Genomic DNA, 12335 nt, shown 5'->3' with positions numbered 1-12335 from the left:
CCCGGCCGGCGCGGTAGCGAAGAAAACGGCGATACTGCCGCCAGGTCATCGGCCGGTGCACGGTTCCATGCGAGATGCAATCTGCTCTGCCGGCTTGAGTTGACGCCTGACCATTTGCTAGCCTGTCGGCCACACCGGACAGCCGCGAGGACGGGATGGGACAGGACAGCCACACGCTTCACGGTGACGGCATCTCGGCGACCATCGTCGCCCAGGGCGCCGAACTGGTCTCCCTGCGCGATGCCGATGACGTGGAACTGCTGTGGCAGGCCGGCCCGGAATGGCGGCGTCATTCGCCGGTGCTGTTCCCGATCGTCGGGCGTCTGAAGGGCGACCGGCTGCGTCATCGAGGCCAAACCTATCCGATGACGCAACATGGCTTCGCGCGCGACAGGCGTTTTGCCTGGGCGGAGCAGGGGCCTTCCTCCTGCACGCTGGTCCTGACCGACGACGCCGAGACCCGCACCCGCTATCCCTTCGCCTTTCGCCTGGCCATCGGCTACAGCCTTGCGGCGGGTCGGCTCGACGTGACCTTCGAGGTGACGAACACCGGCGACGAGCCGATGCCGGCATCGATCGGCGCGCATCCGGCGTTCAACTGGCCGCTGCTGGCTGGATTGCCCAAGGAGGCCTATCGGCTGACCTTCGCCGACAACGAACCGGCGCCGGTACGCCGCCTGCGTGACGGCCTGCTACTGCCGGCCGCGCAGCCCACGCCAATCCGGGGCAGGACGCTGGCTTTGTCAGAGCGACTTTTCGAAGACGACGCGGTCATTCTGGATCATCCGGCCAGCACCGGCGTGCGTTATTTCGCCGGGCGCGGCCCGGCGATCGAAATGTCGTGGCACGGCTTCAACGAACTGGGCATCTGGTCGAAGCCCGGCGGTGCGCCATTCCTGTGCATCGAGCCCTGGCATGGCATTGCCAGTCCGATCGATTTCGATGGCGACTTCGCCGACAAGCCGGGCGTGATGCTGATGGAACCAGGCGCGAAGCGCGTGCTGGGCTACCGGATCGGCCTTGGTCGGGAGCCCTGAGGCATGGCGTTCGGATCAAGGTCCGCGAGCGCGGACATTCAGCTTTGCCGCGCAGAGAGCGCAGCTTCGGTTCGCGCTGGCCTGATGCGGGATCCAAAACCGGCGAGGGAGTGTTAGATCAGATTCATGTTTCGTTGAATCGACGAACGTCATCCTGATCCAGCTCTTTGTTGAAGCATGATCTCGGGCAAACGGAGACGTTTGTCCGAGAAAACCGGTTCCCACTTTTCGGGATCATGCTCTAGCAACCGGTCTCTGCAGAAATCGACTGGATGAAGTTCCGGCCACCTCGCGAGACTGTCGCCACCGTCGCGGCGCCATTGCAGGTCATTGTGTTGCTGCGGAAGTGATACCTCACCGAGAATCGTCCGCCACCGGTCGGTCTGATATCCAGGAGGGTCAGTGGTTCCACCAGCGACCCATAGAAGCGGGTAAGGGACCGCGGCGCGTAGGGGCCTTTCAATGTCTTTTCAGGCACGACGAAGCTAGACGCCAGCGCACCATCCCCGGAGCGCAGAGCGGCGTAGAAGGCTTCGATCGTGGTCGCCGCGGTGCCGTAGCTGGCGGTCGCGTCCCTCGCGGAGGAGATGGATTTCACCCACGCGACCAGAGGACGATGGTGATGGCCTGTCATCGACGGCATCGGATCGACTACATCCACGTTGACGTCGGCGTCTCGGAACGCCGCCATCTTCATTGTCATGCCATCCGCAGGCACGAGCTGAACCTCGTCAAACAGACGTGACGGGTCCGCGAACTCGTCGCCGGTTAGGCAGATGGGCGCTGAGAGCTTGAGAACATAGCCTGGTTCCGGAGTGTCACCCTTCTGAACGTCCTCGAAGTTGGGTGGACCGGCGAAGATGCGATGGGAGAGGTGCCCGCTGAGGTGTGACGGTTCGCCTTTCGAAACATCGAAACAGGCGCCATGTGCGGACGATGCGTCTATCGCAACGAGCAGTAATCCTGACAGGAGAGATGCCTTGATACTCATGTGCCCCCCGAAGCTAGACTGTTCCAGCGCGGCAGCATGTTAGTTGCTTCGTCGGTTCAATGCCATGTGGCCGGTAGCCAAAGTCGAACGGGGTGCCGATCGGACGTCAGCAGGTCTGGGTTGCGCAGACCGATCGGTCGCGGCTAAGTCAAACCTGAGTGCCTGGAGTGAGCCCGATGAATCCTGCGACAATCGAAATCTACCATCCACGGCGTGTTTCAAATCTGGGCCAATGGGACATTGGGGGTCTCAAGCTCAAAGTCTACGGTCTCGTGGCTCACGGCAAAAGGGTCGATGATCTGATGCAGGCACTGGCGCAGTCATTCGTCCGGGAGGACGTTCTGGCGCGTGTAGCGGACGAGGGTCACGACAACGGCATGGGCTTTGTGATCATTCATCCTGGCGAGCTTGGCGTCTCCATCTCTGCCCATTGGTGGATACAGGGCTCGGTGCTTTGCCAGCATATCTACAGGAAGCTCTATGCGGCCATCGAGCCCATGGATACGGTGAAAAGACCTGTCATCGCCTGCGTCTGGGAACTGGCCCTGATAAACGCCGAGCAGGAGGCTTGGCGAAAGACGATGATGAAAAGCGCCCCAAGCCCGTCGGCGTACATGCATGCCAGAGCTGACTTCGAGGCGGCGTGAAGGATGGGTTGCCGCTATGGGCGGAAGTCGCATAAGATAGAATTAGGAATCTGGTAATGATTCCATAATCCTACGGTCACAGTTTCGTTCTGATTTGCGACATTAAGTCAAGAGCCATATCGGATCGAGAACGAAAGCCCACGACCCGAGGCCGTGGAGCATGATTTGTTTGTACCGGTGGATATGCCCGGATATATAGAGATACCGGTTAATCCACGGGCGCTTGCCACGATAGGGCAGGGCGCGGAACTCATAATAAGCAACTATATGCTGATACATGACGCAGACTCAAATAAATAGAGAGGTATTTTTTCGATGCACGCACACCGCCACATTAGAAAGCTGATAGTATTTATCATGCTTATAGTCGCGGCGCCCGGATTAGCTCGCTTGATAGATGTGACCTTTAACTAGCACCACGGGACAAACCGTTTTGATGAACCGCCGCCACCAAGATGACGGCGGTCTTTTTTTGGCTCAGGCCTTTTTTTGCACCGCAGTAGATCGTCGCGCGATTTGATTTTATCGACGGGTTTCTTTTTTACACCCGGCGACGGATCAGGTGCAGGAGCCAGAGCCGAGATATTGAGCCGCGAGACGCGGCGCTTGTCACTTTCTGTAGGTGCTAAGAAGCCAGCGCTAACGCGCTTGGCGTGCTCCGCACGCCCTACAGCCATACGCCTTGCCATTTCCTCGCGCAGGATATTGCGCGCGGGCAGGGGCGTGGCCTTGGGCTTGGGAGAGGAAGAGGGGGCTACCCTTGCAAATGCGGCGGGTAGAGATTGAACCCCGCGCCGTACACCGGATTCCAGTACTTTGCCCGGATGCGGTCGCGGTACTCTTCCAGTTTTTTTGCGTCCTTTAGAAGCCATTCGACTTTCCCTTCGTAGAGCTTGAGAACCCTATCGCCGTACTCATCCATGAGATCGGACGGAGGGGGCGGGCGACCATCGCCCTTGAAGCCAACAATCTGGCTTTCTTCCACAGGGATTTCCTCCCCTTGGGTTTTGCGGACGACCACACGCCGAGCGTAGAGGGGCGTACAGGCGTAGGCCGCCGCCCATTGGTCGTTAAAGGACTGGCAGAACAGGTCAGCAGCAGCAGACCCCGGACGAAGCATGAAGCGCTTGGGACTACCGTCCCGCGCAGTCAGGTCCGGGAAGCTATAGAACAGGTCTTTCGGAGAAATGCCCTGGCTGACATGAAGCCGTGCGCGCTCATGGAGCCATGCAGCGCCAAGGAGCGGCTTTTTGGACATGCGGCAGAGCGCTTGTCGTTCTGCGCCGCCTAGCTCTTTGTTGAGGTACTTACAGACGTACCGAACAGCGGCGGCAGTGTCTTCCGGAGCGAGGCCGAGCGGCTCCCATGTGGACCAGCCATGCGGCCAGTGAGCTTCCATGAAGCGCACCGGAACGGCGCGCGTTGACGGCTTATGAGCCGGAATAGCATCCTTCCAGAAGACGAGGATGTGCCAGTGCGCCCGCCCTTTGGCCGAGCCATATTCGCCTACCGCGAAGTAGCGGGCAGGGTAGCCATTCTTGCGCAAGCGCTTGAAGTATTTCTGGACATCCGAGTAAGTCAGCACAGCGGCGCGCAGATGGTCCGAGGGACCGGCCTGCACATCGTTTTCGTCAAGCTCCCGCCCATAGGTCAGGGAGATAAAAAACGGAGCCTTGGCGAACTTACTTTCCGCAATGCAACGGCCTGTCCAGTCATCGACGGAGCGCCCGAAGCATTGCGAGCAATTGCGACACCCAACAACCGTTCCGTCAGCAAGTGTTTGTGGTGCTTTGCACATTCTTTGACTCTTCCTGAGTTGTTTGGTGTCACTAATTGCACATGGGGACAAGGAACCGCGCATTACGCGCGCGCGTGTATACATGAGAGATATACACGCGCGCGCCTTTGGTCCGAGCAGAAGCCCGGCCAGCTACAGCCCACTTTGAATGGAGCGCTGGCCGGGCAGCTACGCCCGGACCATTTTGTTGGACCGCCATTCGGTTAGCTCCCAATGGGCAGGGTCCCAGAGCCTTTGCCAGTCGCCGCCCCAAGTCAGCTTGAAGCCGCGTTGGGCGGCAAGCTCTTTGCCAACATGGCCGATGATGGACCATTCCTGCCGCGACAGGTTCCAGCCCTTGACGCCGTGGATGACATCGACGGCGCACCCGTAGTTGTGCGCACTCTGCCCGGGCTTGGCATTGGAATGGCCCAGCACATAGGCGGACTGTTGATCATCCATCGTCCGCCACATGGTGCTTTCGAACATGGGGACATCGAGGCGGCGCATACGCTTCACGAGGAGCCGCCCGAACTCGATAATGTCCGGGTGCGCCCCATCGCGATCCGCTCGCATTTGCTGCTCGCTGTACTTCACGCCAAGGCAGAATTGCCGGTCGGCAATCGCGGCAAGGGACTGCCGCAAACTGCCATCTTCCTGATCCTCGTTACTAGTAACGGGGGGCGTAATGACTCGCTCCGGCGCCCGCCTGATACGATGGTCAGGGCGGTAGGACTGCCGCGCGTTAAGACGCGCGACAGCCTCGCGGATTTTATCCGCCATACTCACTTTTGCGCCTCGCCGTCAGCCGGCTCGTCAGCGTTATCGCCTGATGGCGCTGGCTCGACAGGGCCTGATTGGCTCTTGCCGTTCGCAGCCGCCTTGCTGGCTCGCTTGGCAGGTTTCGCAGGTTCCTCAACCTCGCCGCCATGTATTCCAGTTCTTCCTTCATACTCGCTCCTGATCGCGGCAAGCTGGGTTTCCATTTCAGCGCGGAGCGCCGCCTGCATCCGCTTCTGATTTTGCTCCGCCTGGAACTGGACCCATTCCAGCGCCTCATTACGGGGAGCGCGCTCATGGATCATGGTGAAGCTTTCGCCGTCACCGTCGAACCAGTGTCTTTCGCCTTCGGTGGACTGGTAGTAGACGACGCGGTCAGCGTGATCCGCGCCGATTTCGATATCGCCAGCCGCATAGAATTCGAGTTGCTCGAGACCGGCCGGCATCGTGCAGAGGAAGCGGGCAGGGGCCTTTACCGGCGAGCCGTCTTCCCCAGCAGTGTAGCTGACAATGAACAGCGGCGTAGGCTCCATACAGTTGAGGTAGAGCCGCACGAGGCGGGCACGGTCCTCGCGGCCAGCGCGCAGCACGATGGAGCCGCCGAGCGGATACCAATCGTTGAGAGTGTCGAGAGTGATCATTAGAAAATCCTTCCAGATTTGTCGTGTTTTCGGCCAGCCAGGTCAGCTGGTTTCAGATCTGATTTTGGAAAATCATTCCCGCCAGTGGCCGAAGCCACTGGCGAGGCGAGGGGACTAGTTACGGCTTGACGATCCGCGTCTGATCGACTTCCGCCAGAACCTTGGCGTAATCGTTAGACGCTTCGATCAGCGCAGGGCCGAACTGAGTGTTGCCGTTGATAATCAGGTCGCCTTGAATGACGACCTCCGCGATATCCTGATTGGTCACCGCGAACGGCTTTGTGTGGATATTGGTGCAGAGGTAGAAATCCGGCCCTAGGGTCGGATTGACCGTCTCGACGGCCCAGAAGCGTTGCCGATCCTCATCGAACGCCGCGTTGACCTTGGGACGGTAGAACCGTCCGCCGATATGCGGAGCGGTCACGTTCCATTGGTAGCCCATCGGCGCATAGCCGAACGTTGCATTGGGCGTTGCGTGGTCGAGATCGACATATTCGCAGGGAACGACCGCGACCTTTTCAGGGTCGAGGTAATCGCGCAGGAATTTCGGCCTGTCAGCCTCATTGTTCGACATGTGCAGAAAGGCGTCTTTCTGCCGTTCGAAAAGCTGCTCGGGCGTGACTTCGGCGACGATCATCAGGACGCCGCCCGTATTCAGGCGGGGCATTCTAATGTTGAGATCAACAAACGTAGCGCCGTTGGCAACGCTCTTCGTGAGGTTTGCGCCATCCGTCGCGTAGCGCTTGCCGAAGCCGAAGATCGTGGACGCCTCACCGATCAACATAGGCTCCCTAAGGGCCTGATCGGGGACGGCGATGCCGTCCATAAGTATGTTGACGATGAATTCGTCAGAGTGGCCCGCATACTGCTCGCGCAGACGGGCGAAGGCCTGCGTTTTTTTCGCGAGCTCGATATTGGCGAGCGAGACGGTAATACCGTTCTGCGCCATTTCCGCGAAGATTTCCGGCACAGCGTTCGCCGCCGTGGTCGACGCGTCAGTTAGCTTGAGATACCAGCCGTTCTGCGCGTCGGTATACATGCCCTTGGCATACGTTTTGGTAGCGCCGCCCGTTTCCTTACCGACGAGACCCGAGGCGGGAGTCACAGAACCCTTGTAGGAGATGCCGGTAACGGGCAGCTTCGAGTTGACGACATTCAGCGCCACGTTGCCATCGGCCTTCGCCTGATCGAAGTCAGGCACCACGTGCTTGAACATTTCGTGGTTCCAGAAGGCCGGCGCAAGATTCGCCTGGAGGCGCGTTCGCAGCGCCAGCGATTTGGACCGGTTGGTAGCCCGGTAATTCCAAATCTGATTGTAGGCCTCGATATAGGCCGTGTTGATCTGGACGCCGGTCCGATAGTGCAGGCCGAGATAGGTAAGAATGTCGTTCGTCTTGTAGGCCGGCCCGGCCATGGTTTCGATGAACGGAATGACCGTGCCACCGCTTTCCAAGGGCGGCATGCCTTCGAACGAGCGATTCAGCATATCCATGCTGCCCTGAAAACGATCGAAGGCGAGCATGGGCACGATATAGGCCTTCACGTCCACACGGACGGCGTTCATGAGGACTTCAACGGTTTCCTGCAATTCGAAGGAGAACCGCATCTGCCCGGAGGCGATTGCGTCCTCTCGATGCAGGCCCGCCGCGAAGATGGGAACCATCTTGCCAGCGGGCAGGGAGGTGATGCCGCGCCCCGTGTGAACACGGTTGGTGCGCGGAATGTCAATCGGCAGCGGATTGGTGCGAGTGTTCATTTAAGTTTGCCTTTCAAAGATTTGATAAGTTTGCGGATTTTGGCGCGGCGGCGCATGCAAGCGCCGCAGCGACGTTTCACGATGGAGGCAGGATCGGCGACGATGGATAGAGCCGCTTTCCTGCCGAGTTTCTGGAGGTCGGACGAACCGGCTTGTACGTGCCGGTGCGGAGAGGGGGGATAGCCCACTGGTTTCCAGCAAATCCCGGCAGAGGCACGGGGTAATTTTTGTCCATGTCCCGGAGAAAGACATAGGCACCCGCCGCCATCGACCCTATTTCGCTGTCGCCGTACCGAGCCTCATACGCATCGGCGTTCGGCACATTAGGATCGACGTTCAACCCGGTATCCTTCGGATACGGATTAACCACCTCCGGCTGATTGACTTTAGGGGTCATCGGCGCACCCGCGGAAGCGTGATGCATGCCGCCCGGAGACGTCACGGTTGTGGAACCCCGCGAGACGGGAACGCCACCGACAGACGCCCGCAGCCTTTGAGCCGTATCGGCCTGAAGGTTTCGAAGCGTCTCCTGCTTGATCTTGTATTCAAGATCAGCAGTGGCTTTCGCCATGGGGTCATAGCTGGATACGATCTGGCCGACGCCCTTGAGAGCGTCCGCCAAGAACTCGCCAGACGACAGACCCGGCGTAGACGTGGACGTGAAGCCAGCAGAGCCGCCATTGCGGATAGCGGTCAGGGGATTGAACCCAGCCGCTTCCGCGTCCCTGACCATGCGGGCATAGTCCACATGGCTAGTCGTTTCCTTGTCATCACCGCCGAACAGCGAGCCTAGCAGGCCCGCGCCAGCGGTGATTAGTTCTCCGATGAATTAGGCCGCCTCCTGTTGATTTGAGGAGGCGGCCAGTTTGCCGGCGATAAGGTCGCAGGCTACCAGTATGATAGCGATACAGCCGTTGACCAGTTGGTCCGCCAGATCGCCGTCAAGGCCCTTGGCTACCAGATATGCGCCAAGAGCAGTCCCGATGCGAGTGAGCACAGGTACGACAACGGACCTAAGAAGGGCATTGCGCATTTTCCTTTCGGTTCCTTTCGTCTAGCTTGCGACTGACTTTCAGTCGCATAAGATAGATTATGGAACTGTGGTGTTGGGGTTGGCTTGGAAATTCCCGTTGGTTTTCATGGGCTTGACCGACTTGGCAAGGGCCACTCCGACGCGACCATCGCGGCCGAACTGTTCGGCGACGACGCTCCATTCCGTCTGTACGTAGCCCATGGATGGCAAGGACATTGTCGGACGATACGGCTGGTTGCGTCGTTGCGCGACGACCATGCCTGAGGTCCGGCATACCCGGTGATGATCGCACCCCACACCGGCGCGCTGCTGTATCCCAAGACAGGTCATGAACGGACTAAACGCTGCTGCTCATTGGACCTGGTTGAGATGGTTGTGAGGCGTCTTTTCTATCGCTCTGATTCGTAAGCGATATCGATCGTCATGCCGTCATATGCCGGCTCTACGTTTTCCGGAGTCTCGGCCGCCACTGTGGCGTAATCCAGCGGCACGTGCATATGGGTCAGCACGGCGTGCTTGGGCGCCAGTCTTTCGATCCATTCGAGCGCCTGGCCGAGGGACAGGTGGCTTGGGTGCGTCTTGTACTGCAGCGCATCGATGATCAGGACATCGAGGCCGTTCAGGCGCTTGGCGGTGGTATCCGGAAAATCGCTGATGTCGGGACAATAGGCGAGCTGGCCGACGCGGAAGCCAAGCGAAACGATGTCGCCATGGATCTGCGGCAGCGGCTCGAAGGTGAGGGCACCCCCCTCTCCTTCGATAACGACCGGCCTGGCGTGGTCGATGATATGCGCGTCGACGATCGGCGGATACGAACTGCCACGCGGCGTCTCGAAGCAGTAGCCGAAGGCCTGGCGCAGGCGCAGCATTGTCGGCTCATCGGCATGGACATCGATACGGTGACGCTGATCGAGGACGAAGCCGCGCAGATCGTCGATGCCATGGATATGGTCGGCATGCGGATGCGTATAGACCACCGCGTCGATCCGCTTGACAGAAGCCATCAGCATCTGCTGGCGGAAGTCCGGCCCGGTATCGATGACGACGGTCGTGCGGCCGCCATTCGTCGCGATCCGCTCGACCAGGGCTGCGGTGCGCATACGACGGTTCTTCGGATTGTCCGGATCGCAATTGCCCCAGTCGCCGGTGATGCGCGGCGTGCCCGGTGACGAACCGCAGCCGAGTATGGTGACGCGCAACCTGTCGCTCATGCCTCCAAGGCCCGCTTGTCAGGGCGCGGCATCTTTCCAAACAGCCGAAAGAAATTGTTGGTCGTCAAGGCGGCGATCTCGGCCTCGCTGACGCCGATCGTCTCGGCCAGCACCTTGGCGGTATGCGCGACATAGGCCGGCTCGTTGCGCTTGCCGCGAAACGGTATCGGCGCCAGATATGGCGCGTCTGTCTCGACCAGCAGCCGGTCATGCGGCAGGTCCGCCGCGATGGCGCGCAGTTCCGGTGAGTTCTTGAAAGTCAGGATACCCGAGAAGGAGACATAGCCGCCAAGCGAGACACCGATCTCGGCCAGGCGGCGCCCCGAGGAGAAGCAGTGCAGGATGAAAGGGAAGGCGCCCTTCCCTGTCTCATCTTCGAGAATGGCGATCATGTCGTCATCGGCGTCGCGCGAATGGATGACCAGCGGCAGTCCCGTTTCACGGGCGGCAGCGATGTGATTGCGGAAGCCTAGCGCCTGCGCGTCGCGGGGCGCCTTGTCGTAGAAATAGTCCAGCCCGGCCTCACCGATCGCCACCACCTTCGGATGCGCCGACAGGCGGACGAGATCGGCCGTGGTGATGTCGAGTTCCTCGGCCGCATTATGGGGATGCGTTCCGACGGAGCAATAGACTGCGTCAAAAGTTTCAGCAATCTCAATGATTTGCTGAAATCGCTTTACCCGCGTGGAAATCGTCACCATGCGGCCTACTCCGGCCGCCTTGGCGCGGGCGACGATGGCCGCCCGCTCCTCGGCGAAATCCGGAAAATCCAGATGGCAATGGCTGTCGACAAGCATCAGGCGCTCGCGCCCGGCTGTTCGACATAACGCGGAAACACGCCTTCCGGTACAGGCAATGCAGTGCCCGGAACCAGCGCGTGGTCGGCATGCACATGCGCGAACTCGCGCCTGTCCGCCGGCACCGCCAACAGGTCGAGCAGCTTCGCAGCCGACCCCGGAACGAAGGGCTGAGCCAGCACGGTTATGCGCCGCACCACTTCCGCCGTCGTCCACAGCACCGTTTCCATGCGTTCCGGATCGGTCTTCTTCAACGCCCAGGGCTCTTGTCCGGCGAAATATCTGTCGGCCTCGGCCACGACGCCGAAGATCGCCGCGAGGGCCAGGTGAATGCCTTGGTCGGCCATCGATCTGCGCGCGGTGTCGAGCGCGGCCGTGGCCTGGTCCAGGATCGCCCTGTCGGCCTCGACCAGGTCGCCGCGCTTCGGTACCACGCCGCCGCAGTTCTTGGCGATCATCGACAGCGAACGCTGCGCCAGATTGCCGAGGCCGTTGGCAAGGTCCGCATTGGTGCGGTTGACGATCGCTTCGTGGCTGTAGCTGCCGTCCTGGCCGAAGGGCACTTCACGCAGGAAAAAATAGCGCACCTGGTCGAGGCCGTAATGCTCGACCATGGTGAACGGGTCGATGACGTTGCCGACCGACTTCGACATCTTCTCGCCGCGGTTGAACAGGAAGCCGTGGCCAAAGACGCGCTTCGGCAGCGGGATTCCCGCCGACATCAGGAAGGCCGGCCAGTAGACCGCATGGAAGCGGACAATGTCCTTGCCGATGATGTGGGCGTCCGCTGGCCAGAAGCGCCATTTCTCATCGTTTTCATCGGGATAGCCGACGCCGGTAATGTAATTGGTCAAGGCGTCGACCCACACATACATCACATGCTTCTCGTCGCCAGGCACCGGCACGCCCCAGTCGAATGTGGTGCGCGAGATCGACAGATCCTTCAGCCCCGACTTGACGAAGCTCATGACCTCGTTGCGGCGCTCTGCCGGGCCGATGAAGTCGGGCTGGCTTTCATAGAGCGCGATGAGCTTGTCCTGGTAGGCCGAGAGGCGGAAGAAATAGCTTTCTTCCTCGACCCATTCGACCGGCGTTCCCTGCGGCCCGTAGCGGACATTGTCGGGACGGATCTCCGTCTCCTCCTCGCCGTAATAGGCCTCGTCGCGCACCGAGTACCAGCCGGCATAGCCGCCCTTGTAGATGTCGCCATTGGCGTCCATCGCCTTCCAGATCGCCTGCGAGGACGCGTAGTGCCGTTCTTCCGTGGTGCGGATGAAATCGTCGTTGGAGGCGTTGAGCGCGATGGCCATGCGCTTGAACTCGGCCGAATTGCGGTCGGCCAGCTCGCGCGCCGAAATGCCTTCACGCTTGGCGGTCTGCAGCATCTTGATGCCGTGCTCGTCGGTGCCGGTCAGGAAGAAGACCTGCTTGCCGTCGAGCCGCTGGAAGCGCGCGAGCGCGTCGGTGGCGATCAGTTCGTAGGCATGGCCGATATGCGGCTTGCCGTTCGGGTAGGAGATCGCAGTCGTGATGTAGAATGTGTCGCGTGACATGGATGGGCCGTCATGAATGTCTGAATGGAAACCGTGGCGGTGGATATCGCATCGGGAAGGCGATTGCCATCCCGGTGCCGATGCATGCCGGCAGCGGCATGCACCAACAAGT

At 60.2% G+C, this 12335-nt stretch carries 12 protein-coding genes; 2 read left to right on the top strand and 10 right to left on the bottom strand.

Annotated features, from left to right (window positions below; genetic code table 11):
- Positions 1 to 155 precede the first annotated feature (155 nt).
- Positions 156 to 1037 (top strand): aldose 1-epimerase family protein, encoded by an 882-nt coding sequence (locus FFS37_RS31480; RefSeq protein WP_137934849.1) that lies wholly within the window; start codon positions 156 to 158, stop codon positions 1035 to 1037.
- Positions 1038 to 1278: 241 nt separating this feature from the next.
- Here FFS37_RS31480 and FFS37_RS31475 read toward each other — a convergent pair whose 3' ends face one another.
- Positions 1279 to 2028 carry a hypothetical protein gene (locus tag FFS37_RS31475; protein WP_137934848.1) on the bottom strand — a complete coding sequence of 250 codons (750 nt, stop codon included), beginning with the start codon at positions 2026 to 2028 and terminating at the stop codon, positions 1279 to 1281.
- A 176-nt stretch (positions 2029 to 2204) separates the two neighbouring features.
- Here FFS37_RS31475 and FFS37_RS31470 point away from each other — a divergent pair, with 176 nt between their 5' ends.
- Positions 2205 to 2675 carry a hypothetical protein gene (locus FFS37_RS31470; RefSeq protein ID WP_137934847.1) on the top strand — a complete coding sequence of 157 codons (471 nt, stop codon included), beginning with the start codon at positions 2205 to 2207 and terminating at the stop codon, positions 2673 to 2675.
- Positions 2676 to 3429: 754 nt separating this feature from the next.
- On the opposite strand, the gene FFS37_RS31465 is transcribed toward FFS37_RS31470, so the two are convergent.
- The 9 genes from FFS37_RS31465 to metG form a co-directional block, all read right to left on the bottom strand.
- The gene (locus FFS37_RS31465; RefSeq protein ID WP_137934846.1) at positions 3430 to 4473 is read right to left on the bottom strand and encodes a rolling circle replication-associated protein; all 1044 of its coding nucleotides are present in this window, start codon (positions 4471 to 4473) and stop codon (positions 3430 to 3432) included.
- Positions 4474 to 4641: 168 nt separating this feature from the next.
- Complete coding sequence (locus FFS37_RS31460; RefSeq protein ID WP_137934845.1) at positions 4642 to 5235, bottom strand: M15 family metallopeptidase; 594 nt, start codon at positions 5233 to 5235, stop codon at positions 4642 to 4644.
- Positions 5236 to 5237: 2 nt separating this feature from the next.
- Complete coding sequence (locus tag FFS37_RS31455) at positions 5238 to 5873, bottom strand: hypothetical protein (protein WP_137934844.1); 636 nt, start codon at positions 5871 to 5873, stop codon at positions 5238 to 5240.
- 118 nt (positions 5874 to 5991) lie between these two features.
- Positions 5992 to 7629, bottom strand: a complete 1638-nt coding sequence (locus tag FFS37_RS31450) for a major capsid protein (protein WP_137934843.1) — start codon at positions 7627 to 7629, stop codon at positions 5992 to 5994.
- Positions 7630 to 7705: 76 nt separating this feature from the next.
- Positions 7706 to 8377: a hypothetical protein gene (locus FFS37_RS31445; protein WP_137934842.1), complete on the bottom strand. Its 672-nt coding sequence runs from the start codon at positions 8375 to 8377 to the stop codon at positions 7706 to 7708.
- Positions 8378 to 8719: 342 nt separating this feature from the next.
- Positions 8720 to 8920 (bottom strand): hypothetical protein, encoded by a 201-nt coding sequence (locus FFS37_RS31440; protein WP_137934841.1) that lies wholly within the window; start codon positions 8918 to 8920, stop codon positions 8720 to 8722.
- Positions 8921 to 9051: 131 nt separating this feature from the next.
- Positions 9052 to 9873 carry an MBL fold metallo-hydrolase gene (locus tag FFS37_RS31435; RefSeq protein WP_137934840.1) on the bottom strand — a complete coding sequence of 274 codons (822 nt, stop codon included), beginning with the start codon at positions 9871 to 9873 and terminating at the stop codon, positions 9052 to 9054.
- Positions 9870 to 10670, bottom strand: coding sequence for a TatD family hydrolase (locus FFS37_RS31430; protein ID WP_137934839.1), 801 nt, complete (start codon positions 10668 to 10670; stop codon positions 9870 to 9872). Before FFS37_RS31430 ends, FFS37_RS31435 begins: the two co-directional genes overlap by 4 nt.
- Positions 10670 to 12223 carry a methionine--tRNA ligase gene (metG, locus tag FFS37_RS31425; protein WP_137934838.1) on the bottom strand — a complete coding sequence of 518 codons (1554 nt, stop codon included), beginning with the start codon at positions 12221 to 12223 and terminating at the stop codon, positions 10670 to 10672. Before metG ends, FFS37_RS31430 begins: the two co-directional genes overlap by 1 nt.
- Positions 12224 to 12335: the final 112 nt, after the last annotated feature.

The sequence above is a fragment of the Mesorhizobium comanense genome (genome assembly GCF_005503535.1).
Classification (GTDB): domain Bacteria; phylum Pseudomonadota; class Alphaproteobacteria; order Rhizobiales; family Rhizobiaceae; genus Mesorhizobium; species Mesorhizobium comanense.
This window is presented reverse-complemented; position numbering and strand designations above follow the sequence as displayed.

Bases quoted from the DNA above. Each gene is read 5' to 3' on its own strand.
- FFS37_RS31480 (WP_137934849.1), top strand. From the start codon at position 156: ATGGGACAGGACAGCCACACGCTTCACGGTGACGGCATCTCGGCGACC.
- FFS37_RS31475 (WP_137934848.1), bottom strand. From the start codon at position 2,028: ATGAGTATCAAGGCATCTCTCCTGTCAGGATTACTGCTCGTTGCGATA.
- FFS37_RS31470 (WP_137934847.1), top strand. From the start codon at position 2,205: ATGAATCCTGCGACAATCGAAATCTACCATCCACGGCGTGTTTCAAAT.
- FFS37_RS31465 (WP_137934846.1), bottom strand. From the start codon at position 4,473: ATGTGCAAAGCACCACAAACACTTGCTGACGGAACGGTTGTTGGGTGT.
- FFS37_RS31460 (WP_137934845.1), bottom strand. From the start codon at position 5,235: ATGGCGGATAAAATCCGCGAGGCTGTCGCGCGTCTTAACGCGCGGCAG.
- FFS37_RS31455 (WP_137934844.1), bottom strand. From the start codon at position 5,873: ATGATCACTCTCGACACTCTCAACGATTGGTATCCGCTCGGCGGCTCC.
- FFS37_RS31450 (WP_137934843.1), bottom strand. From the start codon at position 7,629: ATGAACACTCGCACCAATCCGCTGCCGATTGACATTCCGCGCACCAAC.
- FFS37_RS31440 (WP_137934841.1), bottom strand. From the start codon at position 8,920: ATGGTCGTCGCGCAACGACGCAACCAGCCGTATCGTCCGACAATGTCC.
- FFS37_RS31435 (WP_137934840.1), bottom strand. From the start codon at position 9,873: ATGAGCGACAGGTTGCGCGTCACCATACTCGGCTGCGGTTCGTCACCG.
- FFS37_RS31430 (WP_137934839.1), bottom strand. From the start codon at position 10,670: ATGCTTGTCGACAGCCATTGCCATCTGGATTTTCCGGATTTCGCCGAG.
- metG (WP_137934838.1), bottom strand. From the start codon at position 12,223: ATGTCACGCGACACATTCTACATCACGACTGCGATCTCCTACCCGAAC.